This window comes from Rufibacter tibetensis, from assembly GCF_001310085.1.
Classification (GTDB): domain Bacteria; phylum Bacteroidota; class Bacteroidia; order Cytophagales; family Hymenobacteraceae; genus Nibribacter; species Nibribacter tibetensis.
This window is the reverse complement of the sequence record NZ_CP012643.1, coordinates 4,485,518-4,512,036: the sequence shown is the minus strand read 5'-3', so window position 1 is coordinate 4,512,036 and position 26,519 is coordinate 4,485,518. Positions and strand designations below refer to the sequence as shown.

General features: G+C 47.7%; 21 protein-coding genes and 1 tRNA gene. 5 read left to right on the top strand and 17 right to left on the bottom strand.

Going from position 1 to position 26,519, the window contains the following annotated elements; all coding sequences use genetic code 11:
- Positions 1-7 precede the first annotated feature (7 nt).
- From DC20_RS18485 to DC20_RS18475, 3 genes are all read right to left on the bottom strand, one after another.
- The gene (locus DC20_RS18485; protein ID WP_062545185.1) at positions 8-1,669 is read right to left on the bottom strand and encodes a M14 family metallopeptidase; all 1,662 of its coding nucleotides are present in this window, start codon (positions 1,667-1,669) and stop codon (positions 8-10) included.
- Between the two features lie 28 nt (positions 1,670-1,697).
- Positions 1,698-2,375, bottom strand: a complete 678-nt coding sequence (locus tag DC20_RS18480) for an HD domain-containing protein (RefSeq protein ID WP_062545184.1) — start codon at positions 2,373-2,375, stop codon at positions 1,698-1,700.
- A gap of 100 nt (positions 2,376-2,475) precedes the next feature.
- Positions 2,476-3,231 (bottom strand): DUF547 domain-containing protein, encoded by a 756-nt coding sequence (locus tag DC20_RS18475; RefSeq protein ID WP_062545183.1) that lies wholly within the window; start codon positions 3,229-3,231, stop codon positions 2,476-2,478.
- A gap of 200 nt (positions 3,232-3,431) precedes the next feature.
- Here DC20_RS18475 and DC20_RS18470 point away from each other — a divergent pair, with 200 nt between their 5' ends.
- Positions 3,432-4,541: a BamA/TamA family outer membrane protein gene (locus tag DC20_RS18470; RefSeq protein ID WP_062545182.1), complete on the top strand. Its 1,110-nt coding sequence runs from the start codon at positions 3,432-3,434 to the stop codon at positions 4,539-4,541.
- Between the two features lie 114 nt (positions 4,542-4,655).
- On the opposite strand, the gene DC20_RS18465 is transcribed toward DC20_RS18470, so the two are convergent.
- The 7 genes from DC20_RS18465 to DC20_RS18435 all read right to left on the bottom strand — a co-directional run bounded on the left by DC20_RS18465 (position 4,656) and on the right by DC20_RS18435 (position 15,253).
- Positions 4,656-5,297 carry an OmpA family protein gene (locus DC20_RS18465; RefSeq protein ID WP_062545181.1) on the bottom strand — a complete coding sequence of 214 codons (642 nt, stop codon included), beginning with the start codon at positions 5,295-5,297 and terminating at the stop codon, positions 4,656-4,658.
- A 6-nt stretch (positions 5,298-5,303) separates the two neighbouring features.
- Positions 5,304-7,058 (bottom strand): hypothetical protein, encoded by a 1,755-nt coding sequence (locus DC20_RS18460; protein ID WP_062545180.1) that lies wholly within the window; start codon positions 7,056-7,058, stop codon positions 5,304-5,306.
- Positions 7,059-7,307: 249 nt separating this feature from the next.
- Complete coding sequence (locus DC20_RS18455) at positions 7,308-8,321, bottom strand: hypothetical protein (RefSeq protein ID WP_062545179.1); 1,014 nt, start codon at positions 8,319-8,321, stop codon at positions 7,308-7,310.
- Between the two features lie 81 nt (positions 8,322-8,402).
- On the bottom strand, positions 8,403-11,858 hold the full coding sequence (locus DC20_RS18450; RefSeq protein ID WP_062545178.1) for a hypothetical protein: 3,456 nt from the start codon (positions 11,856-11,858) through the stop codon (positions 8,403-8,405).
- A 142-nt stretch (positions 11,859-12,000) separates the two neighbouring features.
- Positions 12,001-13,452: a hypothetical protein gene (locus DC20_RS18445; protein ID WP_062545177.1), complete on the bottom strand. Its 1,452-nt coding sequence runs from the start codon at positions 13,450-13,452 to the stop codon at positions 12,001-12,003.
- Between the two features lie 3 nt (positions 13,453-13,455).
- The gene (locus tag DC20_RS18440; protein ID WP_062545176.1) at positions 13,456-13,869 is read right to left on the bottom strand and encodes a hypothetical protein; all 414 of its coding nucleotides are present in this window, start codon (positions 13,867-13,869) and stop codon (positions 13,456-13,458) included.
- 1 nt (position 13,870) lies between these two features.
- Complete coding sequence (locus tag DC20_RS18435; protein ID WP_062545175.1) at positions 13,871-15,253, bottom strand: hypothetical protein; 1,383 nt, start codon at positions 15,251-15,253, stop codon at positions 13,871-13,873.
- A 332-nt stretch (positions 15,254-15,585) separates the two neighbouring features.
- Here DC20_RS18435 and DC20_RS18430 point away from each other — a divergent pair, with 332 nt between their 5' ends.
- The gene (locus DC20_RS18430) at positions 15,586-15,948 is read left to right on the top strand and encodes a cupin domain-containing protein (protein WP_062545174.1); all 363 of its coding nucleotides are present in this window, start codon (positions 15,586-15,588) and stop codon (positions 15,946-15,948) included.
- A gap of 124 nt (positions 15,949-16,072) precedes the next feature.
- Here DC20_RS18430 and DC20_RS18425 read toward each other — a convergent pair.
- The 3 genes from DC20_RS18425 to DC20_RS18415 all read right to left on the bottom strand — a co-directional run bounded on the left by DC20_RS18425 (position 16,073) and on the right by DC20_RS18415 (position 19,065).
- Positions 16,073-16,145, bottom strand: a tRNA-Thr gene (locus DC20_RS18425).
- 129 nt (positions 16,146-16,274) lie between these two features.
- Positions 16,275-18,473 carry a DUF349 domain-containing protein gene (locus DC20_RS18420; RefSeq protein ID WP_062545173.1) on the bottom strand — a complete coding sequence of 733 codons (2,199 nt, stop codon included), beginning with the start codon at positions 18,471-18,473 and terminating at the stop codon, positions 16,275-16,277.
- 25 nt (positions 18,474-18,498) lie between these two features.
- Complete coding sequence (locus DC20_RS18415; RefSeq protein ID WP_245652246.1) at positions 18,499-19,065, bottom strand: YqgE/AlgH family protein; 567 nt, start codon at positions 19,063-19,065, stop codon at positions 18,499-18,501.
- Positions 19,066-19,269: 204 nt separating this feature from the next.
- Between DC20_RS18415 and pdxH the strand changes: the two genes are divergently transcribed.
- The 3 genes from pdxH to DC20_RS18400 are packed head-to-tail and all read left to right on the top strand — an operon-like array spanning position 19,270 to position 21,801.
- Positions 19,270-19,923 (top strand): pyridoxamine 5'-phosphate oxidase, encoded by a 654-nt coding sequence (pdxH, locus tag DC20_RS18410; RefSeq protein WP_062545171.1) that lies wholly within the window; start codon positions 19,270-19,272, stop codon positions 19,921-19,923.
- A 44-nt stretch (positions 19,924-19,967) separates the two neighbouring features.
- Positions 19,968-21,245 carry a DUF1015 domain-containing protein gene (locus DC20_RS18405; protein WP_062545170.1) on the top strand — a complete coding sequence of 426 codons (1,278 nt, stop codon included), beginning with the start codon at positions 19,968-19,970 and terminating at the stop codon, positions 21,243-21,245.
- Entirely contained in the window at positions 21,232-21,801 is a 570-nt protein-coding gene (locus DC20_RS18400; RefSeq protein WP_062545169.1) for a Maf family nucleotide pyrophosphatase, read from the top strand. Before DC20_RS18405 ends, DC20_RS18400 begins: the two co-directional genes overlap by 14 nt.
- Positions 21,802-21,961: 160 nt before the next feature.
- Here DC20_RS18400 and DC20_RS18395 read toward each other — a convergent pair whose 3' ends face one another.
- Genes DC20_RS18395 through sdaAB form a run of 4 tightly spaced genes read right to left on the bottom strand, consistent with a single transcriptional unit; the run spans position 21,962 to position 26,496 of the window.
- Positions 21,962-22,960 carry an NAD(P)H-dependent glycerol-3-phosphate dehydrogenase gene (locus DC20_RS18395; RefSeq protein ID WP_062545168.1) on the bottom strand — a complete coding sequence of 333 codons (999 nt, stop codon included), beginning with the start codon at positions 22,958-22,960 and terminating at the stop codon, positions 21,962-21,964.
- Between the two features lie 4 nt (positions 22,961-22,964).
- On the bottom strand, positions 22,965-24,341 hold the full coding sequence (locus DC20_RS18390; RefSeq protein WP_062545167.1) for an efflux RND transporter periplasmic adaptor subunit: 1,377 nt from the start codon (positions 24,339-24,341) through the stop codon (positions 22,965-22,967).
- 7 nt (positions 24,342-24,348) lie between these two features.
- On the bottom strand, positions 24,349-25,815 hold the full coding sequence (locus tag DC20_RS18385) for a TolC family protein (protein ID WP_062545166.1): 1,467 nt from the start codon (positions 25,813-25,815) through the stop codon (positions 24,349-24,351).
- Complete coding sequence (gene sdaAB, locus DC20_RS18380) at positions 25,816-26,496, bottom strand: L-serine ammonia-lyase, iron-sulfur-dependent subunit beta (RefSeq protein ID WP_062545165.1); 681 nt, start codon at positions 26,494-26,496, stop codon at positions 25,816-25,818.
- Between the last annotated feature and the right edge of the window lie 23 nt (positions 26,497-26,519).

Below are 26,519 nucleotides of genomic sequence, written 5' to 3'. Positions count from 1 at the left end.
CCAATCTCTAGCGGAGGTACACTTCTTTAATTTGTTTTCCGGCTGTAGGGCTCTGCGCCTCCAGAGTCACGTACCCTTTGCCATTCACGAGCCAGGAAACCTGGAATTTGTCGCCCCCGGCTACTGCGTTACTTAACTGTATCTTGTTTCCGGAGACTATTTTTTGGTTCTCGCTTAGCTTAAGCGTCACTTTCACTTTCTGCACCCACCGTGATTTATCACCTATTTCTGAGTGGGTTGGCAGTGAGCCTTGGTTGTAGACATCGGCGGTAATGCGGGTAAGGCCTCCTGCCACTTTCTCAGAGCTGACGTTCACTATCTGGAGCGAAGGCATCCATTTGGCAAAAGCAGAGAAAAACTGGAAGTGCTTCTGCGCAATAGGTCCTAACATTCTCACGGGAGGTGTTTGTTTCACATAAGGAGCAAGTCCGCCAATCTCCACTTCCTGATCTGGAAAGTCTGGGTGTTTGAAGCTTTTCCAATTTACAAAAGTGCCCATCACCTCATTGGCTTCGGCCCACAGAAGAAAATTTACATCTTCATTATCTGATGGACTCTGTGGTGTTTTTCCACCAGTCGTATCTTTGGCAGGTATAATTTTAGGAGTCCACCAACCAGGCGTACTATAGCTGAAACGTCCGTAATGGAAGTACGCCCATTGCAAAACATCTCCGCTGGAGGGGCCAACTTTGGGTGCATTTTTAAGTTGGGTAGTGCTGTTGTAGAGCTTAGAGATTTGGTCATTCACCGCAGCATCTTTCTCCAGTGGTCCGCTGATAATGCGCTTGGTGGCTTTTGCCCGATCGTACTTCAATGGTTCTGTTAGAGTGTTAGCTGGACCAAACAGGAAAACGGCAAAAACATTTTTCGCTTCGTACATGAAGTCAGCGAAGGCTTTTGTTTCACGTTCAGAGATGGGGTGCTCACCCGCTCCTTCCTGAAAGTAAGGGTAGTCAAACGTGAAGTTGCGGTTGAACATCACCCCTCCTTCTGGGTCTTCGTTCCATTTGCCGTCTTTGTCGTTGTCCAACCCTTCCGTAAAAAGAAGGTACTCTCCTTTTTCGCCTTTAGAAACATCCGCTTTCACCATCACCCTGGGGTCTTCAGAAGATGGCCTGTAAGTACCCGTTGGGTTTTTTACGCGCATCATAGTAATGAGCCCATCTTTGTTCAGGTCCTCAAAAGGATCTTCAAACATGCGTCCGTCCCTATCATCATCAATGGGCTGCGCATTTCCCAGACGTTCCCACCTAAGCTTCTCATGATATTGCTCTGAGGCATCTGGATTAAGGTTGGGCAGGATGTAAAAGGTTTTGGTTTGCAGTAGCTCCCGCACAGAGTCCTGCAGCACGGCGGCCTCTAACATCTGCTCGGCCATTTGCATTGCAAGTTCAGTGGTGGCCAATTGCGTTCCCTCCAAACCAGCGGCAATGACTATGGCTGGTTTGTTCACGGCATTGTCCCGGCCCATGGTCAGCATCCAGATCTCTTTGCCGGTGGCGGTTTTCCCGATGGTAGTGAGCGAGACTAGTTTGCTGTACTTGCTGCTGAGCCTTTGCAAACGCGTGGTAAGTTGGGCATAGCTTTGGTAATCGCGCTGAGCCATTGCCAATGTACTTACCCCTGAGAAAGCCACTCCTAACAAAGCAGCTTTAAGTGTACTTTTCATGAAAGATGCTGTAAATACCCAATAAAGGTTAAAGATGGAAAGCTGCTGGCGGCTGCTCTTCGCCGTGCCACTCGGTCAGAAATTGCTGTACAAATTGCTGCATATAGGCGTGTCGCTCCTGGGCGAGTTGTTGGCCTGCCGGAGTATTCAACCGATCTTTCAAGAGGAAGAGCTTTTCATAGAAGTGGTTAAGCGTAGGCCCCTGATTTTTCTTATATTCTTCAAAAGAAGCATGCAGCAGAGGTACATGATCTGGACTGTACATTTCTCTTCCCTTATATCCGCCGTAAGCAAATGCCCGGCCAATGCCAATGGCGCCAATGGCGTCCAGCCGGTCAGCATCCTGTACCACTTTGGCTTCCAGGGTAGAAGGTGTGGTGTCAACGCCGGCTCCTTTAAAAGATACTTCCCTGATGATCTGGCACACTTGTTCAATCAGGTCTTCGGGGGCTTGTTGCGCCTGAAGCCATTCGGTAGCTGCCCTGGGGCCGGCTTCCTCATCGCCGGCATGGAATTTCCAGTCTGCAATATCATGCAGGAGCGCACCTAACTGTACCAGGGTTAAATCAGCCTTCTCCAGGGTGCCTATTTTAAGGGCATTTTGCCAAACTCTTCTGATATGCCACCAATCATGGCCAGATCCTTCGCCTGCAAATAACTTTTCTACGTGTTGGGCCGTCACTGCCACTAATTCATCCGCCTTCATACCCGAAAACTACTTAAAAAAAAGCAAAGCCTCGCTTCTGCGAGGCTCCACGTTATATAATAAGCTGTATTTGAGCTATTTTGTAAAAAAGTGTCAAAGATTAGATTCCGTTCAAAGCCCAGTCATAGTTCATGAAACTAATTTTGGCTGAAGGGTTCACTTTGGTTCTGCTGTATTTATTAATAAACTGCAGTAAAGTGCCTTTTTTCTTGAAATCACCACCAAACCAATTGAATATCTCTGAAAGCTCAGCCTGGTTCGCTGAAATCTTGTTCTTGGTTGAATCATTGATAAACTGAACGGTTTGTTCCTCTAACTGAGCGTTGATCCTGGAACCTACATACGCTTCGTTTCTCAACCGCGGGCAAGATTCTGAGGCGCAGACAATGGCAAAGTGGATACGCGGCTCCTCAAACTTCTTCCGCAGGATGTTATGCTCAATGTTGTTCAGGTCATACATCTTGCCGCCAATTTTGATGAATTTCTGGTCCCAGACGGTATTTACAAACGTCACTTTTCCGCCCAAGTCTTTGATGCTTTTCACCGGATAATCCATCAAAATACGTTCTACGGTGAAGGCATTGTAGGCATTGATCCAGTAAGCCAATTGATCTACGCGTGACCACTTATTATTTGGCGCATTGTCACCAAGCAATTTCAGGTAACTCTGCAGAGCAGCGCGGTCCTGTTTCCAGGCTTTGTAGTTGACCCTTCCGTTCGCAGCCACATACTTTTTTAGTTGCTGGTCCCAGGCAGCATGACTTACTGGTTTAGACTGTGCGTTAAGAGGGGTTGTGAAGCCACAGCTGGTTAAAACGCCCATTACAAGAAGCCACAGGAAAAAATGTTTTTTCATGAATATGTAAAGTTTCTTAAGGTTACCGCTTATAAGAGATAAACGGGTAAAATTGTTTTAAGCCTGTTTTCTGAAGATAAAGCAAAAACCAGCCCTAAGTTTTGTAATACAAGTATATAGATTAAATAATTCTGGTGTATTTGTATATTTTAATTGTGGTAAACACGTATAGAGGCGCATACAGTTAACAAGATACGCCTTTGAAAACAACACTACTCCTGCTGGCATTAACCGGTATAGGGTTTACCTCTTTAGCTCAAACTTCTGAAGAGGCACCAACAGAGGTTTCCTCCCTAGACTCTGTTGCCCCAGCTTACCGCAAATGGAACATCTACCCGGTCTTGTACTACACCCCAGAAACTCAGTTTGGGTTTGGTACCAAGCTGGTGCACGTCAGGAAATCAAAGGGTGCTTTGCCTACTGACCGGCCTGACCTTTATTCTCCTACCCTGGTGTACACTTCCCGAAAGCAGATTCTCACTGCTCTGGCGGCTGATGTGTGGCGTAAGCACAATGGCCAACATATTTCCGGACAGCTGGAGTACAATGACTACCCCTACTTTTTCTTCGGGATTGGGAACAATACACCAGATGATGCGGAAGAAGCATACACCAGTCGCACCATTAACTTCTTCGGGCAATTTGAAGAAAGAGTCTTCAAGCAACTGTACCTGGGTGCCCGGTACGAGTTCAAGAAAGAAACAATCCCTGAAGTAGAGCCGGAAGGTCAATTAGCGCAAAGAACCATTGTTGGTAGTGAAGGAACGGTTGCCTCAGGGTTTGGACCTTTGCTGATGATAGACAGCCGGAACAATGTCTGGACCCCTTCTAAAGGAGATTATCATCAGTTCACTGCAATCTTCTTTGGGAAGTATTTAGGCGGAGAGGATAATTTCACCCGTTATAAACTGGACCTCAGAAAGTACATGTCTGGCATAGGGCCAGGGGTGTTAGCTGTGCAAGGTCTATTTACGTTTACAGTGGGTGATGCGCCTTTTCAGTTCCTCGCTCCTATTGGCGGGGTGAACGTGATGCGTGGTTTCCTGGAAGGAAGGTTCCGGGATGAGGATGCCATTGTAGGGCAAGTAGATTACCGCTTTCCTATCAAAGGAAGAATTGGCGGGGCAGTTTTTGGCGGGGCAGGTCAGGTATCTAAGAGAATTCCTGATTTTGCGGTTAACGAGTTCCATTTAGCCGGTGGCGGCGGACTGCGGTACAAATTGAACAAAGAAGGAATGGTGGTACGCGGAGACGTGGCTTTTTCAAACCAAGGCATGTACATCTACTTTTCCTTTGCAGAAGCATTTTAAGGCTACTTTAAATGAACTGATAATAATGCAGAAGCCGCTCCAACTAAGTTGGAGCGGCTTCTGCATTAAAGGAAGTATGTATTCAATGTATGCTTACTTACTTAGGTCTCGGGTTTATAGAGTGCCTACTTTGGGTAAAACCTGAATCACAAAGCGGCGATCTCGCACGTCACCTGTCCGGCCGGCTCCCTCAAAGCCACTGCCTGAGGCGATGAGTTCAATGCGATCTTTAGGGAATTTGATGCCGGCGTTCCGCCAGAACTGGAGCAAGGCCAAAGCCCGCTTGTAGCTTAGTTCCAAAGCATACTCCCGCTGGGTAATGTTCCTGGGATCCCCAGTAGGGAAACTTGCTGCCCGACCGTCAATTACAATCAAATACTTTACATCTGAACCCTTCACTGAATTGATCACGCGGCTCAGTTCCTCCCCGGCTCTTCTCAATGGAGCAAGTGACCGCTGCGGAATGGTGGCACTGCTTTGGGCAAACAACACATCTACCAGGAGTTCATGGCGTTTGTGCTTTTCATTGTATTGGAAATACCGCCCATCTAATCGGGATAATGCGGCTTTAATCTCATCTAATTTGCGTTTCTCCTGAACCTCTACCTGCAGCCTTGCTATGTTGCGGATGTTCTCTGAATTCTTATCTGTGAACATCTTAAAGCTCAGCACAAACAAGACCAGCATAATCAGGAAAAGCACCGTCATGAGGTCCACGTAGCTAGGCCAGAAGAAGTCTCTGTTTTCTGTATTCATGATTGTCTATGGCTTTATTCTGTGGTTCTGTCCGCTCCCAAAAATTTTGCCCATTGCTGCTTTTAATGGTCCGGGCTCCATGCTTTTCTCCACGTTGGCGTTCAACACGGCCAATTGCTCCAAAAGTCGCTTCTGAATCTCTGTGTCGGTGTCAATTTTACTTAAGAGGCGCTCGTTTGTTTTACTGATTTCCTGGGCCATGTCTTGCTGCTGCCGGTTCAAAGTATCTTGTTGTTCCGTCAGGTTCTGGAAGGGCTCCATGAAGTTCAGGATGCGCTGATAGATGTTGTCTTCATTAAGCCTCCTGAAGTGTTCGCCCCATTTCTCATAGGCATTCTGGGCGTCTCGCTCCTGGTGCTGAAGCCTAGCTTGCATCAGGTCAGTCAGTTTTAGGGCTGCTTTGTCAAAATACTGCTCGGTGCGGTTCGCGATTGAATCCAGCTCCTCTTCATGGCGGGAGAAGAAGTTGATTTGCCGCTGAATGGACTCATCGTGCTGCTGCAGGTAGCCGGGCACCTGGTCAAAGCCTTCCTGCAACTTGGTCAATCGGTTCAGCACTTGGGTAATGTTTTGCGTCAGCTCACCCCCTTTCCGCACCGACTCGTTAAGAGCTTCCTGGTACTGCAGGAAATTCATGAACAGCCGCTCGCTTTCCTTGATCTTGTCAAACACCAGCAGGTTAGCATTCGCCATCTGAGTAAACCCGATCTCGTCCATTTTCTGGATGAATTCCTTCTGGGTGCTGATGTTGTCAGTGAGCGTTTCCACAATTGGGCGGAAGCCTAGGATCTTGTCTAAAAAGTCTTTGTTGAAGGTATCCAGCACTGACTTAAGGTTCCCTAAACTGGCGGCCATGTCAGAGTTCAGCTTAGGCAGCAAATGGGTTTGCAGGAAAGTATAGTAATCGTTCTTGAGCCGGTCACGGGTGCTGCGGGCGTTTTTAAGGGCGTTATTCCCAAACATGGTCAAAAGCAGCCCGCAAAGACTACCCGCCATGGCAATCAAAACCCCGAACAGGAACGAAGGAATATTTTGGTCGGTGATAAAAGACGAGCCATCCTCAGACGTACTGCCCAAACCGGTCCACACCAGACTGGAAAGACCTATGATTACCCCCGAGAAAGTCCCTATTAACCCCACGTACAACGGGGTAGCTATGGTAGATTGCACCTCATTGTCCTGGGCCTCAGCATACCTCTCGGCCACATCTTTCAAGATGTCAAAATCAGCAGCCGCTCCTTTGTTTACCCGCAGGTATTCATTGGTACTTTTAATCACCTTTTGGAAGGTAGGAGAAGGATTTTTGACATCTATAAGGTCAAAGGTTTCGCCTTGTTCAACCGGTTCAGAAGGTGCTGGCAAAGGTGCGACTGAAGCCAGGAAAATGTTCCCGTTGCGCAGGAGCTGTTTAAACTTTTCAATTGAGATTTTGTAAAACGGCGTCTCACCGTTCTGCACCTCAATATGCAGTTCTTCAGCGTCTACTGCAATTACTCTTTTGATAACGGGGTTGGTAGGCGAGAATTCCCGGAAGTACTCACCATACTGCAATTTGTCCCACTGCTGCTCAAGGGATGGTCCTGCAACTGGGACAGTTGTGTCTCTCTCGTTAGCTCCTCTTCGGGTAATTGACAGGCTTTCTATTGAGGGGAATAGCGTTTCAACTTCTTCGACCTTGCTGCGGTTTGCTTTGTAGACACGCCACTGATAGCCCAGAATAACGAGCACCAGCAACGCTTCAAAAATAAATATTCCTTCCATGGATGGTAGTATAGTAACGGTTGTTTCTGCCCGCTTATGGATATTCCGGTTTAAGGAAGTGCCAGAACCTGGGTTTGATTTGTTTTGGCAGAAAAGGTAAAGTAAGGCCTAATTTAACCTTTTGTGGTTAATAACAGAAGAACCGTTTTTAACCTGTCTTCTACAAAACAGGCCAAAAACGGTTCCTACAATTTCTAGGCTTGATAATTGAAACAACTTAGGTACTTAGAATAACATAGAACCAAAGGATTAACGGAAATCAATTTTCGCTTTTTCTTGAATTTTCCAGCCACTGCTGGTTCTGGATAGCACGCCATCACCCTGAAGGACGATTTGACTTACCTTCCGGTTAGAAGGCTTCTCAAAAGAAAAAGCGTTTTCCAGCCGGTCCATGCCTTGTGAAATGACAAAAGCTTGGTTCCCGGAGAGATTGAAGCGGTAGCGGGTGTTGGTGCTTCCTTCCGCGGGAGTGTCAATCTCCAGGTAGCTGTCAGAATCTGGGCGTTGTTGCAGTTGGTGCGTTTTGATTACCCCATCTTCAGGAATGATAGCATACCGGGTTCTGCTTACCGGGGCTTCTGGTTGTGGAGCTGCCTGCTGGGTTAATTCATTTAGAAGATCGTCACCTACAATCTCTTTGCCCAAGGTGGGAGAAACAATAGGTGGCACCAAAGACGCCTGCTCCCCATCTGGAGCATTTACTTGTTCTCTTCTGCGGTTATCGTTTCTTCTCTGCGGCTGTTGCTGCGCCCGCGGGTTCTGGCTGGTCCCATCACTCTGCAAAGGAGGTTGAATTTGTTTTTGACGAGGCTCTTGTGGCTGACGGTTTTCTCTGGGCTCGCGGGGTTCTCTTGGTTGTCTCTGTTGTTGAGGTTGTCCTTCCTGCCGCACCCTTGGCTCCTGCGGATTCCGCTGTTGCTGAGGTTGGCCCTGAACGCGTGGTTCCTGCGGCTGCTGGCCTCTTCCGGGTTGTTGCCCTTGTTGCTTTTGCCTTGGTTCCTGTGGTTGCTGCTGTACCCTTGGCTGTTGGGGCTGCCGGACATTGGGTTGTCCCTGGCTCCCTCTCTCCTGACGGGTATTTTCTGGCTGCGGGATTTTCCCTGTACGTTTGTTCAGGTTTTCCATAGACCGTAAACCAGCCTCCAGTTCTCGGTTTTTCTTTTCCAAGCTGTGGATGCGGTAAACCAAACCGCTAACTTTATAAAAGGTGAATCCAGCCACTATTAGGGCCAGAACTGCTAAAAGGATAGGTACATAAGCCATACCGTTTAATTTTTTTGAAGAGTGTGAATGAGAAAATGCCTCAGGCACCTTCTATTGAAAGTACCTGAGGCATCTGTAGATTTAAACTAAGGCGCCCACCTGTTGCTGGTATAATTCTTTAGACAACAGGTACAACGATTGCTTCAGAGGCATGAAGAACATGGTCTCGGGAATCAGCTCGCGGTCAGAAAGTCCGCGGAGGGTTTCTTCCAGCACCATGGTATAGCTGTCCTGTATGTGGTTGCGCATGAAATTCAAGACCCAATGCGGATCTACCTCTACGCCCATGGAGCGCATGAGAGGAGCAATGTCAGCGTCATCCAACAACAACTCCAGACAGTTCATGACATTGGCCAGCACCTCCTGCCGAAGCGGGGACGCTACTTGACTTTTGTTTACAGGTTTCAAAGCATCTTCCCCAGAAGCCGCACCTGTTGGGCGCATGATCGGAATATCTGTCAAGTCAGAAAGGTTGGCTCCTTCCAAAGCCATGGCCCCACCGTTGGCAGTCACCTGCTTAGGGTTGTCTACCAGTACCAACTTGAAGTTAGCTGGTGGCTCTTGCCCGGTTACTTTCCGGAAGATGGTTTTGGCATAACGCTCCACATTTGACAGGTTATTGCCTGCACTCAGTAACTTGATGTACAAGCTTCCCTGTCCGCTGAAGCAGATGTACCGCGGAACCTGCGCCCCAATCTGCTGGGTCAGTTGCGCCAGGTGGTACATTAACGACCCGAAGTGCAGGTAGAACATCAGGCGCAGTTGTCTAGCCTGTAACAGTTGAGAGCTGTAATGCAACTCTTTGTCATAGCTGAACAGCAAGCTGGTAATGTCTGCCGAGGAGAAATCTGGGTTATCCAAGGCAGTTTCTAGAAACTTCTTGTATTCTTTGCCTTCTTCAGTGAGCGGAATCTGGAGCACGTGGGCCACACCATATTGCAGCAAGCCGTTGTCTTTGCTGGTTTTCACCGAGGCAAACCCATCTCCCCACAAGTCATTTCCGGCAAACCGGAACGAAGCACTGTGCGACGGCTTGCGGTTAGTGAACAACAGCACGTCTGTGGTACCACCGCCTATGTCTACGTTAATCAGGTTTTCATCCTGGCTAGGTACTACTGCGCCCGTTCTGGACAGGAAGTAGAACGGTGCTACAGATTCAGTGATACAAGCTGTATTGCGGCCGTTTTTGAAAATGTTGTGGTAAACGCCGTCCCAGACGTTCTGGAACATGTTGCGGGAATAATCATCAAAGCTCAACGGGGCAAACCACACCACTTTTGTATTGGCTACGTTGCCATGATTCAACACCACCTTGTTCTTGATGAGCAACATGATCTCAGTGAAGAAAGCTTCTATTCGTCGTTTTCCGGTGTTAGAAAGCGTCTCGCTCCACTTTAGATCTGTGTGGTACGTCTGCTTGTACTGGTCCTGGTGCGTGCCCTCGGTGTTGATGGAGAACCCGATGTTGATGTTCCCGAACAAACTCGGGATCTGGTTCTCAAAATCAATAGACTCACAGGTGGCTGTTCTGGTAGGGAACGAATACAAAGACCCGCCAGACCCGATGATTAACGGAATGAACTCGCGCTTCAGCAAGGTCTCCACCGCAAACAAACGCCCGAAGCCCCGTTTATGGAACCGCTGGTAATCTGTGAGGGAGCTGTCGTCTGATGGTTTGTTCAGCATCACCAACTGCTGGTCATTGGCCGTAATGGCAAACTCTTTGGGCGCCTGGTTTGACCCGGAGGTATAAGCAATGTGCGTGTTGGAGGTACCGAAGTCAATGGCAAACGTGAAGTTCTGAATGCCTTGCTGCACCTGCTGGAATTTAGGAACGATCAAGGCTTTGCCGGTCACGTCTACTCCGGCGTGCGTCAGTTCAGCGAAATCAAAGTGCGTGCCTCTGATTTCATAATAGGTGCTGCCCGCGCTGCTGTTGCTTTTCTTTGTGCGGCGCTGTACCGAGGCTGAAAGGATGCCTCCGGCTGCTTCAAGTTGTCTGCCTCCTGAGAAGAAAGCCAAAGTATGATTCCGATTCACCAGTAAAGGATCAATGTCTTCGTCCACCAACATGACTTTGTAGAAGTCATTGTAGGTAGGTGCATCCGTGAACTTGTAGAACGGGAACACGCCCACTCCTACCCTGGATTTCAGTATGTGACCTTTCTCGGGGATGATTTGCCCATGGGCGTCTTTGGAGTTCAACGGGTTGTCATAGTAGCTACGCTCATATACTACACTTCCCTGTTCGGTGGGGATCTGTAAGGTGACCCGTACATGGTTCACATCCACGTAGAAGGTGAGGTGCGTAGCCAAGTCCTCTGGAGTGAAATATTCAAAATACAGGTTGGTTACCGGCAGCAGGTAGTTGAACACTTTCTCAGTAACCCCTGGCTGGTACAGTACTGTTCCGCTATAGAACCGGTCGGTGTTCACTTCATACGGCACCTGCACAATGGTTTCCTGCAAGAGGTCATTCACCGTAAGGTAAGGGTAATTGAAACCAACACCAGGTAAAGACCGAGCCGGAATTTCTTTTGGATCTGAATACCCCACGTTGGTATTGGCAGGCCAGGCCAGGTTGTTCACGTACTTCACGTGCGGAGCCAATCTAAGATCGGGTTTCAACACAATGGGCCGGTCACCGCCGAACAGAGGATTGGTTGGACGCAAGAACAAATCACTGCTAGTAACGGCAGTCTGGTCTTTCTTTACCAGGAACGTCAGATGCCCCACGTGAACCGGGTTCTGTTGTAAGTCTACCAAGGGCAGGTAATCAGCGGCAATTGCGTTTTGGCCCACTACCCCAGACATGCTGATGCTTTTCAGCAGATGCTCGTCCAACGCATTGTACACCGCCGGAAATGCTCTGATGAAATCTGGGTTGGAAACAAACAGCTTGTGCACGTACTCTTTGAAATCACGCTCGCGGTCATTCAAAGAAATGTAGTTGTTGTCAAAGTACACGCCCACGTTCTGCGCCCGGTTAATGGCCAGAGGCTGCACGTTAGGTGATACAAAAAGGAAGGTAAGCGGCGATGTGCCACCCAATAACTGCAGATGGCGTTCGCCCCTGGCGTTGGTAGACTCCAGATAGAAAAGGAACAGGTCTTCTACCCCTCTGAAGCGGTTGTCGTTCATGAACAACTCAAGCGTCTTGCCCAGCAGGTTGGTGTTAGGGTTTGACTGCATGGCACCTAGCTGCTGGTGCTTGTTCCAGCGCCGGATCACGATCTTGTTTCCGCCCTGTGCATAGCTTTGGTGGTTGTACAGCAGTTCCCATAAATCCCAGAAATGGGTTACAAACTTATGGTAGATGCTGTTGGGGGTGCTGGTCACGCCTTGCTTCACAAATTCAAACGCTGTCTCAAACAGGTGCATGCGAGCGAAAGGCGTAGGAATGGAGGCGTTAATTTTCTGTGCCCGTCCACCGGCACCATCTACCATGTCTTTGATCTCGGTGCTGGTAATCTGGCTTGTTTTAGCCCAACCTTCTACGTTAGAGCCGGTTTTATGAAGTCGAAGTACTTTCGGCATAAATCAATCTTTTTGTAAGGTGTTTTCTGAAAAAGAGGCTTAAAACAATGATGCGCGGGCTCTCTTTCTCTCCTTTCATTCTTTTCCCGAAGGAAGAATACGTTCTTCTTCGTTCCCCATAGAAGTGGAACGGAGGTGTTGGTTAAGAATACTTGAGTTTGTCCTCCACCAAATTATTAGTGGCAATCTCAAATGCCTTGATGGTGGCCTTGAAAGCTTCCCGGTCTGAGATGGATTCTGAAGCGCGGTTCAGTTCTTTCACGAAGGAGCCAGGGTGGATGCCTTTGTTTAGGAAACCAGTTTCTACCTGTTTATCAGAAACCATACGGTTAAAGTCTGGCTCGTTCAGATGAAAGGCCGAGAAGGTGCGCTCCATGCGGCTCAATTCCTTCAACCAGGACTCATAGCCAAATTCAGGACTGCTGAGGAATTTGTTTAGTTCTTTGAAAATAGGCTCATTACGCATGGCGCCGTTCAGGTCAACGCCTTTGGCGTAAGCGGCTTGGGCATCTGCGGGCACATAGTTGTTGTAGTACCTCGCAAAATAATGGAACCGGATCAACTGCTTGGCAACCCGGTCGCGGGTTTCCTGGTCAAAATGGGTAAACTGGACATTATCTACGTCTTCGCGCAATCCAAACTCATGGAACAGGGCATTGCCCGTGAGGTCATTGTCTGTGTAGTCCATGAAATCAATGATGGACAGGGCACTTAGCAACTCGATCAGGTGGGCGTCATTTCTCTGACTTGCCCGGCCGGGGTTGTTCTCCAGCGGCTTGTCTGGGGTGTCACCAATGTAATACGTGGCATTTACTCCTTGCAAGTGGTTCTGGTAGTAAGAAAGCGCGTCTTTGGCTTTGGTGGTGAAGGTGTTGGAGTCAATGAAATCGGCCTCTACTCCTGCCGCTGGTTGCTCTAGGGAGAAGTACGGCAACACCACCATGGCTCCCGTCAAGGCCGCATTCAGGCTGGAAGCGTTGGGTAAGGTAGAATGAACGTCTTTGAAGTTTTTGAGCAAAAGCGGGAAACCAGCGGCACCCGTTCCCCCAAAGATAGAACTCACAAAGAAGATACGATCACCCGCCTGGAAGTTAGAAGCGAAAAAGCGCATCTCAGGAGAGTCGATAATCTCATTGAGCACCACGCTGCCCACATTCGGACTTCCCCTGAATCCCACGTCCAGGCTGTTGTTCAGGTTTTCGGGCGTAAACAGCAAATCAACCAAGGCTTGGCTGTCGATGTCCAGTTGGTTGTAGCCCACGTGGTCTTTGAAAGGCTTGTTGATTCCCCCAAAGTCGTACACAAAAGAATCTCTGATTTTAGCGGCTCCGTCACCGGCAATGCTTGATAGTGTGCTGATGTTGGTATGAAAGAACCCTTCCTCCCGCTTGCCCAATTGGTCGTGCAGGTGCTTGTAGGTTTTCAGAAGCTCCACGGTACGGTTCATGTCCCCGTTCTGGGTGTCGGGGTCAATGATGATGGGCACTATTTTATCACAATTCTTGATTTTGACACCGGCGGCCATGAGCATCACCAGAGAGCGGATGACTCTGGAGCCCGTTCCCCCAATTCCGAATACAAAAAGTTTTGCCATAGTTTATTTAGAATGAGGCCATTTCATAGGAGTTGTCCAGGCTTGAACAGATCCTTTTTTGAGTAATAGCGAAAATATAAAGAATAGAATAAGGCTGAGAATGGCGTTTACCAGGGCAAAGGTGTAGGTATAAGAATGTGTCTCTACTCCGTTGTTGTTTACCTGAATAATAGGAACTGCGAAGGCAATGGCAGCATTGATGATGAGCATGATCACCCAATGCTTTGGTTTGTACAAGCCTGTGCTCATAGCCCGGTTTAACACATAATAATACAGGAGAACCAAAGCCAAGGAAATCAGGAACAGCTGAATACCGGTATTAGGGAACACCACCTCGCGGTAATCATTGGTGTAGTTGGCTGGCATGGGACGGCCCAGAAAAAGCTCATACAGCCCGGAGAAGAAATTTTGGATCATTCTATCTGTTTTCTTTGTTAAACTTCATTGTGGCACTAAATACGTTGTCACTTTTGTCACGGTACAGCGCCTGTACCCCGTCAATAATCTTGTTTAGCTGGTACGTTTTCCGTTGAGCCGCCGCCGGATTGTTGTCATTTGCGGTAGACCACTGCGTGATCCAGGCAGGCTGTACCTGAGGCAGTTGCAGGGTAATAGAACCAGTAGTTGCGGTAAGCTGCGGAACGTTTATCCGCACAAAGTGGGTATATTTGGCCAGATCAGGCGTAGCCTTTACTTCATCAGAGGCTGCAATTACTGTACCAATAGAAGCCTTTCCGCCGGTAACGGCCAGCTTCAGGTTCTGCTTCAGGAACTTGACTTCCTGCATAGAAGCCGGCAAGTCGGTCAGGTTCAAGCCGATGGTAAACTCAACGGGTTCGTCTTTCAGTGGCTGTAAGTTTACACTGGTACACACTTCTGCGGTCCGGCTGGTACAATACACAACGCCTGCCGGACGGAAGATATTGGATTTAAGCACCGCCGAGAAAGGAACACTGGGGTATCCAAACCCGAAATATGCCTGCTGGGCAGGTAAATTCCGGAGCACCTTGTTGATGACGGTCTGAACCTCTGATTGTTTGCCAATCACCCACATGTAGAAAGGAATTTCCTCTCCGTTAAGGGTTTGCTTTACTGCTGGTTTCTTCACCGCCGGGTAATAATTGCCGAAAAAAGGAGAAGCTTCCCCCAACACAGCAACTACCAAATTTTGATGCTCAGCCTGCTTCAGGCTGCTTCTGATATCTGAGTCTAAGGAAAGGAACTGGCCAGGATTATTCGGGTCAGGTCCATGGATAAAGTCAGAGACAACCACACTTACCGCACCTCTTTTGGTGGAGTTCTCCAGGGCAGCTTGCAAAAGCTGAGGCAACGGCGTGCCTAACACATTAGCTTTAATACCGCTGGTGATGGTGTTCTTCAATGTTGCATAAGAAACGCTGTCTAACACGGGTTGGCCTTGCGCATTCTGGCCTGCCAGGTAATAGCGCTTGCCTTCCACATGAACCCCATCCTGCACTTCGGAGATCAATTTGTTTAAACGGCTCTGAAACGTAGTAGGCTCCTTGTCAGCGGCAGGTGGTGGCATGAACCCCTTCATTCCGTTAGATACCTCCAGGTACAGATCAACATCTACTCTAGCTGCGGAAGTGGAAGCAGCATCTGCCGCCGGAGCAGTTGTCTCTTGTGCAGTTTCCTTTGTGGATGGGGTTTGTGCAGGTGCTTGAGTAGTTTCAGGAGTGGCAGCTTCCTGTTTGTCCTTTTTTGAATAACAGCCGTTAAACACCAGCGCTCCTACAAGCAGTAACACTTTGCATTTACCAATACACTCTGATCTGTACATGCTCTTTGGTTGTGTAATAATGGGCACTTACTTACAATATAGTAAAAAGGTTATCTACCAAAAAAGACAGATTCTAAGAAGTGTTACCCTTGAAACATAATGCCTTAGAAGTTAGCATTTTGTATATCCTCTACTTTTCAAAAAGCTATATATAAAATAGAGAAAAAGGGATTAACTCATTTCTGTAGAATCACCTCAGTTAGTTTCTAGAACTATACTATAATTCTCTACGCTCTAAACTAAATTCTAACGTGAAAAGAGAGCCCTTTATTAGGATAGAAGTAACTCCAGATCCCGTTTTAGGTATACTATTTTAAAAACGCATTTGAAACATGATCACAGCTTACAAATTATACGCGGATGAAGAGGGGCATTCCCACTTCCAAAAAGGAACAATTACCCAGAAAATGATGACGGGAGTGGAAGAACTTCACTTCAAAGAAACGCCAGCAGATTTTGACTATGACTGGCATACCGCACCTACCACCCAATATGTATTAACCTTAACTGGAACTCTGGAATTTACTACCAGCTTGGGCAAGACCTTCATCCTAAAACCCGGAGATGTTCTCATTGCCATGGATACTGTAGGGAACGGCCATAAGTGGCGTATGGTGGGCGACCAGCCCTGGAAACGGGCCTATGTCGTTTTTACCAAAGATACCCAGGTGAACTTTGAACCAGACACCGAGTAGAAAAGCTAAGCCTATGGCCTGCGTGGTGCCTTTTTAGTTTTAGAACCTGTTTTTAGAAAAGGCTTGAAAACACCTAAAGAAAAAAGCACTTACCTGTATGGAACAAGTAAGTGCTTTTAAGATGAGCCTCCTGCCGGGATCGAACCAGCGACCTACTGATTACAAGTCAGTTGCTCTACCAGCTGAGCTAAGGAGGCTTTTGCTTTTAAAACCCTGGAGGTTTCTGAAAGCGATACAAAAGTAGAGGTCTTTTTGGTATTTGCAAAAAGACCTCTCAACTTATTTACTTCCTTTTTAGAAAGGCACTGAAAGTCAATCAGAAAATTTTACGAGCGTAACGCTTTCAACTGTCTTTTCAGGTGCTGAATTCGATTTTGGGCCTCGTCAATCTTTGACTGATACTCTTCTCTAAGTTTTTCAGCGTTCTTTGAACGGGCAAAAAACTCAATATTGGTCTTCAAGGTAGAAATGTCGTTCTCCAGCGACGTGATGTCACGGCGCAGGTGCTGTTCTTTTTGGTACAGCTTCTGGTCTCCGTCTGGGCTCGACTTTAAATGGTTTAGCTGAAGCTGGAACAAGGTCTGCTCTTTCTGCTCCTTGCCTATTTCCGGCACTTTGTCCAGATACTTGGAAAGCAAAGATTGGAACCGGTCTTCCACCTTTGGGTTACGCTTGCCTTCAGATGAGAAAGACTGCCACTCCTGGTGAATCCGGTTAAACTCATCCATTGATCCCACAAACGTCGGGTCCGCTACCTTGGTGGCTAATTGCTCGCAATAGGTTTGCTTTTGCGCAGAAAGTTGGCTGAGTTGGGTTTCTTTGTTTTGGGCCTCCTGGTGTAAGCGGTCAAAGAAAGCATTACATGCTGTTCTAAACCTATTCCAGATTTTATCTGAGTACTTGTCAGGTACCCTGCCAATGGTTTTCCATTTCTTTTGAAGCTGAATCAGCTTTTCTTTGGTGCTATCCCAGTCTTCACTGCCTTGCACACTTTCAGCCTCTTCGCACAACGCCACCTTTTGACGGTAGTTCTGCATTTTCTCTTCGTCCAGCGCTTTGAAGAAAGTGTTCTTATGGTGGAAGAAAGCTTTATAGGAACTCCAGAAAGCTTTGTTTACTTCCTCGGCATTTTCTTTAGGAACTAGTCCGGCTGCATCCCAAGCTTCTTTCAACTGCTGGATCTGGTCAGTTTTATCCCGCCAGTCATTGATACGGTCTGAGGTGAAATGCGAGAACTGCTCTATCTGCGCCAGCAATTGTCTCTTCTTGTCCAGGTTGGCTGTTTCTTCGGCTTTTCTGGATTCAAAGAATGCTTTTTTGCGGTCGTGTACCTGTTCTGACGCCTGAATGAAACGGTTCCATACCAGATCGCGCTGATCATTAGGTACCGGCCCAATGTGCTTCCACTCATCGTGTAAGTGGCGCAGTTCCTGCAGGGCTTTGTTTATATTTTCTTCCTTGGCCAATGCCTCCGCGCGCTCGCACAGCAGATTTTTGGCGTCCAGGTTACGCTTGCGATCAAGTTCCTTGAGTTCAAAGAAGATGCTGCGGTTGTTATAATACATGTCCAGCAAGGCGTGGTAGGAATTCCACAACTGCTGGGCCTCAGCGGTAGGTACCTGACCAATGGCTTTCCACTCGTTCTGCAGTTCCTTGATGGAGTTGCCGCTGGTTTGGGTTTCGGAGGACTCAATGAACAGCCGGAGGCGTTCAAGCAAATCCCGCTTTTTTTGCAGGTTTGATATTTTCTGCTCTTCTTCCTGGCGCTGCTCTCTGAAACGAGCTTCCCTGAACCGCTGCATGGCCTGTTCCACATCTTTATGGGCGCGCGGCGCATTGTATTCAAAATCATCTGGTGAACCACCTTCTGCAATGAACCGGTTTAGGGCCTCTTGCCGCTCTTCCTGGAACTGCGGCTCATATACCCGGTACAGATTGTTCAGGGCACGGCCTGATTTACGAACGTTGCCTTCCTGCGCCAGTGCCAAAATACGAGCTCTGATTTCATCAATAGGCAAGTGAGTATAATCCTCCTCAGGGTGAAGTTCCTCTTCTTCATGGTGTGCCTCCTCGTGCACCCCTGGTGTCTGAGTAACGCCTTCCGGAAAAGACTCCACTGGAGCAGCAACTACCGGAGAATCTACTATTTGCTCAGTTGAGTCGTTCTCTGGTGCTGTGTTTTGCGTTGATGCTGCAGTTGGTGGCGTGGTTTGATCTACTGCCACTGGCGCTGTGATGGTGTCTTCAGAAGCTAGCACTGAAGATTGCGTCATTTCTGGCTGTATCTGAGGAGCAGCCACTTCAGTTACTTCTTCAAATGTAACCCTTTCAGAGGCGGGGTCTTCCTCCACGGCTGGTGTTTCTTCCATCATGTCTGCAGAGGCAGTAGTGGTAGTGGCCTGGCTGCGGGCATTTATTTCGGCCAAACGTTCTTCCAGAATTCTGCGCTGATCTTGCGTTTGTTCCTGGTTTGCTTGTTCTTCCGTTTTACCGTTTTGCTGATTTTCCGGATCTTGGTTCATCATACACGTGGGGCTTTGCGCCTTTGAATTAGTTTAAGCTTGGGTCTGCTGGGTAGTTTGCGTACATCTTGTACTTACCGCCCATCTCTTTTAAGATGTCGCGCCACAAGGTATCTATATTCAAAGTAAGCAATTTATTCGCAGCATTGTTATTAATAAACCAAACATTTTTCTCAATTTCTTCCTGTAATTGGCCTGGGCTCCACCCGGAATAACCCACAAAAAACCTGATTTCATCCTGTGATACCAATCCTTCATTCAACCAACGGGTTAATTCTTCAAAGTCACCGCCCCAATAAAGCTCAGAAGAAATAGGCTGCGCATCTGTTAAATGAGGCAGTCTGTGAATGTAATGCAAGGTATTGGGCTGCATAGGCCCGCCTACCGCCAACGGCATGTCAAATATCTCTTCATTCACCTCTACCACATCTGATAAGTGCAGGGCAGAAACCCGGTTCAAAACCAAGCCTACTGTCCCTTCTTTGTCATGCTGACAGATGACCACAACACTTCTTTCAAAGTTGGGGTCACCCAGGAAAGGTTCTGAAATCAATATGCTCCCGTTCTGGATTTCTTTCGCCATCTTTCTTCTCATCTGTTCCGTGGATTTCGCTCTCTATACTTACTGATTCAACCGGCAATTGGTTTGCTAGAGCCTTTTATTTGCTTTCTATTAACGCATTTACCAAGTCTGTCGTATTTGGGGTAATAGTAAAAGAAAGGGCTATTTAAAAGGAATCTGTACCTTTTCAGGAGAAAGCCCTACTTTTGGCCTCCTCAACTACTTCTGCCTTTTGTTATGGAAGCACCATTGTCTCTTGCTGATATCAGGATCAACTATTCCTTAAAGGAACTCACCCTAGACGCAGTATCTAAGGACCCTTTTAAACAGTTTGAAACCTGGATGCAGGAAGCCCTTACTGCCAAGGCAGACGAACCCACCGCCATGACCTTGAGTACAGCCTCCCCGCAAGGCAGACCAACTGCCCGGGTTGTGTTGCTGAAAGCCCTGGAAAAAGAGGGCTTTGTCTTTTATACAAACTACGAGAGCCGAAAAGGACAGCAGCTACTGGAAAACCCTTATGCCGCCCTTACCTTTTTCTGGCCAGTGCTTGAACGTCAGGTACGGGTGGAAGGAACTGTTGAACGGTTGCCAGCCGAGAAATCGGAAGCTTATTTTCATAGCCGCCCCCGCGGAAGTCAGATTGGTGCCTGGTCATCGCCGCAAAGCCAACCAATTGAGGACCGGTTCTTTCTGGAAAACCTGGAAAAGGAATACTCCGCTAAATTCAAAGATATGGAAGTGATTCCCCGGCCTGAGCACTGGGGCGGGTACCTGGTACGGCCTGAACGGATAGAGTTTTGGCAAGGAAGACAGAACCGCCTGCATGACCGTCTTCTGTTTGAACAGGAAAGCAACGGAACCTGGCACATCAACCGGCTGGCTCCCTGATACGCTTTTCACTTCCTTTTTAAAAAACAGAGACAAAACAGTAAATGGCTCATATTTTACCAATCAAAGGCTTTAGGTACAATCCCAGGCTTCCTTTTTCCATTGACGCGCTCACTTCACCCCTGTTTGACGTGGTGTCATTGAAACAGCGGCAGGCCCTATACCGGAATTCCTACAACAGCATCCACCTCTCCGTACCCCCGGGCCCTGACCCCGCCGATAGTGCCCGCCGCACCTTGGAACACTGGAAACGGGCAGGCATTCTGCAGCAGGATCAGCTTCCGGGGATATATGTATACTACCAGTACTTCACTCTTCCGGGTTCTAGCCGCGAGTACTGCCGCAAAGGCTTCATGTGCCACATCAAGGCGTACCCTTGGGAGGAGCAGGTCATTCTTCGGCATGAGAACACCATGCCCTCGGCAGTGAACGATCGGGTGGAACTCTTGGAGCAAACCAAATTACATACCAGCGCTACCCACGGCCTGTTCACTGATGCAACCTTATCTTTAGAACAGTACATGGATGAAAGCATCACTTCGCCCCTTTATGTATCTGAAGATTACCAGGGCGTACGTGATGTGCTGTCTGTGATACATGATGCAGAAGTTATCCAGAAATTTGTGGACCTTCTAGAGGATCAGCAGGTAATCTTAGCAGATGGGCACCACCGGTATGAAGGGTCTTTGCAGTACCGGCAGAAGATGTTGCAAGCTAATCCAGATGCTACCGGTGATGAGGCATTCCATTACCACCTCATGTACCTGACCAACGCGGCTTCAGACGACTTGCGTATTCTGCCAACTCACAGGCTTCTAGAAGCTTTACCCATTTCTCCTGAAGTGTTTTTGCAAAAACTGGAGGAGTATTTTACCATTCGACCTATTGAAGAACCCTTTGAATTAAATGAGGTTATCACCGGTAAGAAGTGGGCTTTTGGCGTGTATTTACAAGGGGAAGCGTACAAGGTCAGGTTAAAGCCCGAAGTACATGCGCAACTCGCCTGGAATATCCCGCAGGAAGTAAAAGACCTGGACCTCACAGTCATGCACTACTTTATTCTGGAACAAGTGCTGGGTATTTCGGCGGAGGCACAGCGCCAATACGAAGGCCTCTCCTATGTCCGGTCTTTTGCTGAATGCCTGACCAAAGTAGACTCTGGCAAAGCCCAACTGGCGCTTATCACCAATGAAGTGAAAATGGAAGAGGTGCAGCGGGTGTGCCATTCGGGAGCCGTGATGCCACAGAAATCAACGTTCTTTTACCCCAAAGTCATTTGCGGGTTTTTATTCAGCTCAATAGAAGAAAATGAATTTAACTAAAAACTATATCCTGGCTTCCAACTCTCCACGGCGCAAGGAACTGCTCACCAATTTGGGCTTGCCTTTCCAGATACGAGTAAAAGAAGTAGATGAAAACTACCCACCAGAACTGGGCCGTGCAGAAGTGGCAGAGTATTTAGCCGCCCATAAGGCTAGTGCGTACCGCGAAGACCTTCAGCCGGAGGAAGTCATCATCACCGCTGATACAATTGTCTGCCTGGATGAAATCATCTTAAACAAGCCCTACGATCACGCCCAAGCTACCCGCATGCTCACCATGCTTTCGGGCCGCAGCCATGAAGTGTACACCGGAGTATGTCTGCTAAGCCTGGAGAAAAGCGTGGTTTTTCATGATGTGACCACCGTTCATTTCAGAGATCTCACCCGTGACGAAATAGACTTTTACATCAATACCTATAAGCCTTTTGACAAAGCAGGCAGCTACGGCGCTCAGGACTGGTTAGGCTTGGTAGGCATTGAACGGATTGAAGGATCTTACTTCAACGTGATGGGCTTGCCGGTGCATCGGTTATATGAAGAACTCCTGGTGTTTTAGTCATTCCTGTTTACAACTCCTTTTTAGAAAAGCTGCTTAAAACATGATGTTGCTTTGAGGTTGTTTTTCTTGAAAAGGCTATAAAACAGAAAACCCGCTCTGGTTTAGGGCGGGTTTTCTGTTTTTGGGGCTCATTCGTATGTAAAGCTTTAAAAACTCCTTACTTAAACTTATCTTTTAATATCTCAATCTCAACTCCCGGTGAGATACGTTCATACAAGATGTTGTATACCGCGGTAGTGATAGGCATGTCTACTTTCAGGTGCTTGTTTAGTTGGTAGATGCTTTGCACGGCGTAATATCCCTCGGCCACCATGTTCATCTCAAACTGGGCAGACTTGACGGTGTAGCCGCGGCCAATCATATTCCCGAAAGTACGGTTACGGCTGAACTGGGAATAGGCAGTCACGAGCAAATCTCCCAAGTAAGCACTTCCTTTCAGGTCACGGTGGTGAGGCATCAAAGCATCTAAGAAGCGCTCTATTTCCTCCATAGAATTGGATACCATCACTGCCTGGAAGTTGTCTCCGTAATTAAGTCCGTGCGCAATACCGCAGGCTAAGGCAATGATATTCTTCATAACGGCGCAATATTCCACGCCATCAATGTCATCCAAGGGATTTGCTTTTACATAGCGGTTGCGGAGCAGGGCACAGAACATCTCAGCCCGTGTCAGGTCATGCGACCCAATGGTCAGGTACGATTGCTTTTCCAAGGCAACTTCTTCGGCGTGGCAAGGACCGGCAATCACGCACTGCCGGTCGGCGGGTACGCCATATTCCTGTTCCAGGAAATCTGTAATGAGCAGGTTCTGTCCGGGGATCATTCCTTTTACCGCAGAAACAACGGTTTTTCCTTTCAGGGCATCTGGTACCAGAGCAGCTAACGCTTCCTGTACAAAGGCCGCCGGTACTGCCAAAATCACCCACTCGGCATTGGCAACTGTTTCCCGGATGTCATTGGAAGGATGCACATACTCCAAATCAAAACGAACACCGCTCAGATACCTGGGGTTGTGCGCATATTGCTGTAAGTGGCGCACATCTTCTTTGTTCCGGAGCCACCAGCTTACGTCTGTTTTATTTTCTGATAAGACCTTCACCAGGGCTGTCGCCCAACTTCCGCCGCCTAGAACGGCTACCTTTTCTCTGTTCTGCAAAGCTTTATTCTTCTGTCGTCTCTTCTTCTTCTTCTTTTTCGTCTCTGTTCAAGGCTTTTTCATCTTTTACCGTTACCAAATCACCTTCTTTTAGTTGCTTGGATACGGCTTTGAAAGGCCCGGAGACTACCTCCTGGCCGGCTTTCAAGCCAGACAAGATCTCTATGTTGTCAAAATCACTAATACCTGTTTTTACTTTCACCATTTTCACTTTGCCGCCCTCGTGCACAAACACTACTTCATCAGGTCTGTCTTCCACCCGAACAGGTTTGTCACTTTCCTGTGAAACAGTAGAGGCTGGCGTGCCTTTCGGCTTGTCTTTAGCGCGGGTAGTCACGGCCGCCAAAGGAACGGAGAGTACGTTGTCTTTCTGCTCTGTGATGATGTCTACGGAAGCAGTCATGCCTGGTCTGAAAGGGGTTCGGTTATTCTTCTGCAGATCCTGGTAAGAATCATTCAATAACCTGATGCGCACCTCAAACTCCGTAACGGCTTCTAAAGTTGCTACATCTTTAGCAGTGTTGGCAATCGAAGTGACAATACCTCTAAACTTACGGTTAGAATTGGTGTACGAATCTACTTCAATAATAGCAGAGTCATTCAACTGTACCCTCACAATGTCGTTCTCGTTCACGTTTACCCGTACTTCCATGTTGTTGAGGTTGGCAATGCGCATGATTTCCGTACCTGCCATCTGGGAGGTACCTACCACCCGCTCTCCGCGCTCTACGTTCAATTTGGAAACTGTGCCGCTTACCGGGGCATAAATAGTGGTTTTGTCAAGGTTTCTTCTGGACTCCTCTAAAGAGGCACTGGCACTGCGAACAGTAGATTCAGCGGCCCTTACACTTTGACGAGCGGCATCCACTTCGGCCCTATTGGCTTCATACTGTGCTTTTGCCGCGTCAAAATCTGATTGGGAGATCACTTTTTGTTCAAACAGCTTGCGGTTCCGCTCATACGACTGCTGAATGTTCTTGCTGTTAGCCATGGCCTGGTTTAATCGGGCTCTGCTCTGGGCAAGGTTGGCGCGTTGGGTATTTACTGAGGCAGATTGCATCTCTACCATGGCTTGATAGTTGTCAGGGCGAATTCTAAGCAGTAACTGACCTGCCACGACAGAGTCTCCTTCTTTCACATATAACTCGGTAATTTCACCGGATACGTCAGGGCTTATTTTTACTTCAATCTCAGGTTGCACTTTGCCTGAGGCACTTACTTTCTCCACAATAGAGGTTGGTTTGGCTTTGGCAACTGCAACCTCTACCCCTTCTTTCTTACCAATCCAGCCGCTCTTTTTAGCTATAAGTAAACCAACTACTATGAGGACCAGTAGGCCACCCAAGATGTAGATCAGTTTGTTTGAATTCCGTTTTGCCATGAGGTTGTTAGAGAGTAATGGTTTTGCCCTGGTAGAACTCCAGGAACTTAAGTCTGAAAGTGTAATCGTATTTGGCCTGTATAATGTCTGACTGGGCTTTTACTAAATTGTTGCGGGCCACATTAAAATCCACATTGTTGATTAAGCCATTGTTCAGGCGAATCTCCGCATTTTTATAGGCTTGTTCAAAAGCTACCAGCTGTTTTCTTGCTGCAACAAACCTTTTCTGTGCTCCAATTGCATCTGTGTAGGCTTGCGCAATGGTTTGTTTCAACTCGTTTTTGGCTATATCAGAATTGATTTCTGCGTTTTTCAAGCTAATTCTAGATAACTGTACGTTGTTCCTCACCCTGAAACCATTTAGTATGGGAACACTTAAATTCAGCCCTATATACTGACCAATATTATCCTGTAACTGGTTGAAGTATGGGTACTCCCGAGGTGTTTGCTCAACAGATGGAGTATAGATATAGATGGGTTGATTCATGTTCTCGTCCTGGTAACCAACCAATGTTCTTTGGGAAATGGTATTGCCTAGAGAGATCAGGGAAGAACCGCTGGAGTAACGTGTATTGATGCTACCTACCAAACTCAGGCGGGGTTGGTACCCTCCTTTTGCAATAGCTATGGATTTGTCAGCACTTTGAATTCGCAGCCTGGCCCTTAAGATCTCTGGCATTCTGTCAGAAGCGGTAGCATACACATCTTCTGCATTAAACGCAATCACCATCTGGTCTGGATCTGGTATGTTTGGTATCACAATGGAGAAATTGGCTGGATTTGAATTTGTGAGGTTCAACAATTGAATCAACTGCAACTCTGCCAGCTCAATATTATTTTGTGCAGTGATGATATTTAGTTCATCACTAGCCATTTGGGCGCTTAAGTCTAAAACATTACTTTCAGGAACGCTCCCTGCTTTAAACAGCTTTTGAGTACGCTCTAATTGGCTTTGGGTAAGGTTAAGCCGCTCCTGATTGGTTTTAAGGATCTCCTGGTTCAGCAGGATGTTCATATAAGCGGTTACCACGTTCAAGGTAACATCATTCTGAACTTTCTGCTGGTCAAGCTGACTGGCCTGCACCTCAAGTCTGTTTCGCTTGATGGTGTTGTGCGTCTGCAAACCACTATACAGGTTCACAGAGCCATTCACCCCTACGTTGCCCGACCAAATCTGCGTGTTCTGGATTTGGTTTCTAACTGGGTCCAGAAAGAAACCGTTATTAAATCCATGGGAACCACTCCCGTTTATTTGGGGTAATTGATCTGCCCGTGCCTGATTGACATCAATGGTAGCCTGTTCTATGGACAGCCCGGACTGCCTAATCTGCAAGTTGTTTTTTGCAGCATGTTCCACACACTGTTCTAAGCTCCAGACAGCCTCTGCTGAAGTACCCGTTTGTGCCAGAGTGAAGGTGTGACAGCCTATGACCAGCCCCAGCGTGGAAAGAAATTTTGAGGAGAAACGTCGCATTTATAAGTCAATATTAGGGATGTAGATCACTTGTTTCACCCAACTCAGTTGCCGAAGGTATTCCAGGGTAATTGGTCGAAGGCCAGAATCCATTTCTATGAATTGACGGGCCACATCATTCCGGCCCTTTCTGGAGACGTTCATGGTAGCTATGTTGCAGTCGTCATGGGCTATGATGTCACTGATGAAGGCTATACTGCCCTTCACATCATCTGCGTCTATGATGAGCGTATGCAGGTTAGCAGAAAAGTTAGATGGAAAGCCATCTACCTCCACTATGCTGATGACACCACCGCCTCTGCTTTGCCCTATCACCTCCGCTGTTCGGCCATCTGCCGCTATCAGATTTAGCTTGATAGTATTGGGGTGCATAGTAGAAGCATTTCCTACGGATTTGAAAGTGTATTTCAGGCCTTGCTCCTTCGCAAATTCAAAAGACTCCTTAATGCGGGTGTCATCAGTTTTATAATCCATTAGCCCGGCCAATATAGCTCTATCACTGCCGTGGCCTTCATAGGTGCGGGCAAAGGAATTATAAAAGGTGATGGTGGCTTCCACCGGAGGAGCTCCCAAAATCCTGATGGCGGCCCGGGCAATACGAACTACTCCTGCTGTGTGTGAACTGGAAGGTCCTATCATAACGGGGCCAATCATATCAAAAATACTGCTCTTCTCTGCCATTGTCTTTGCTCGTTTTTCGGCAT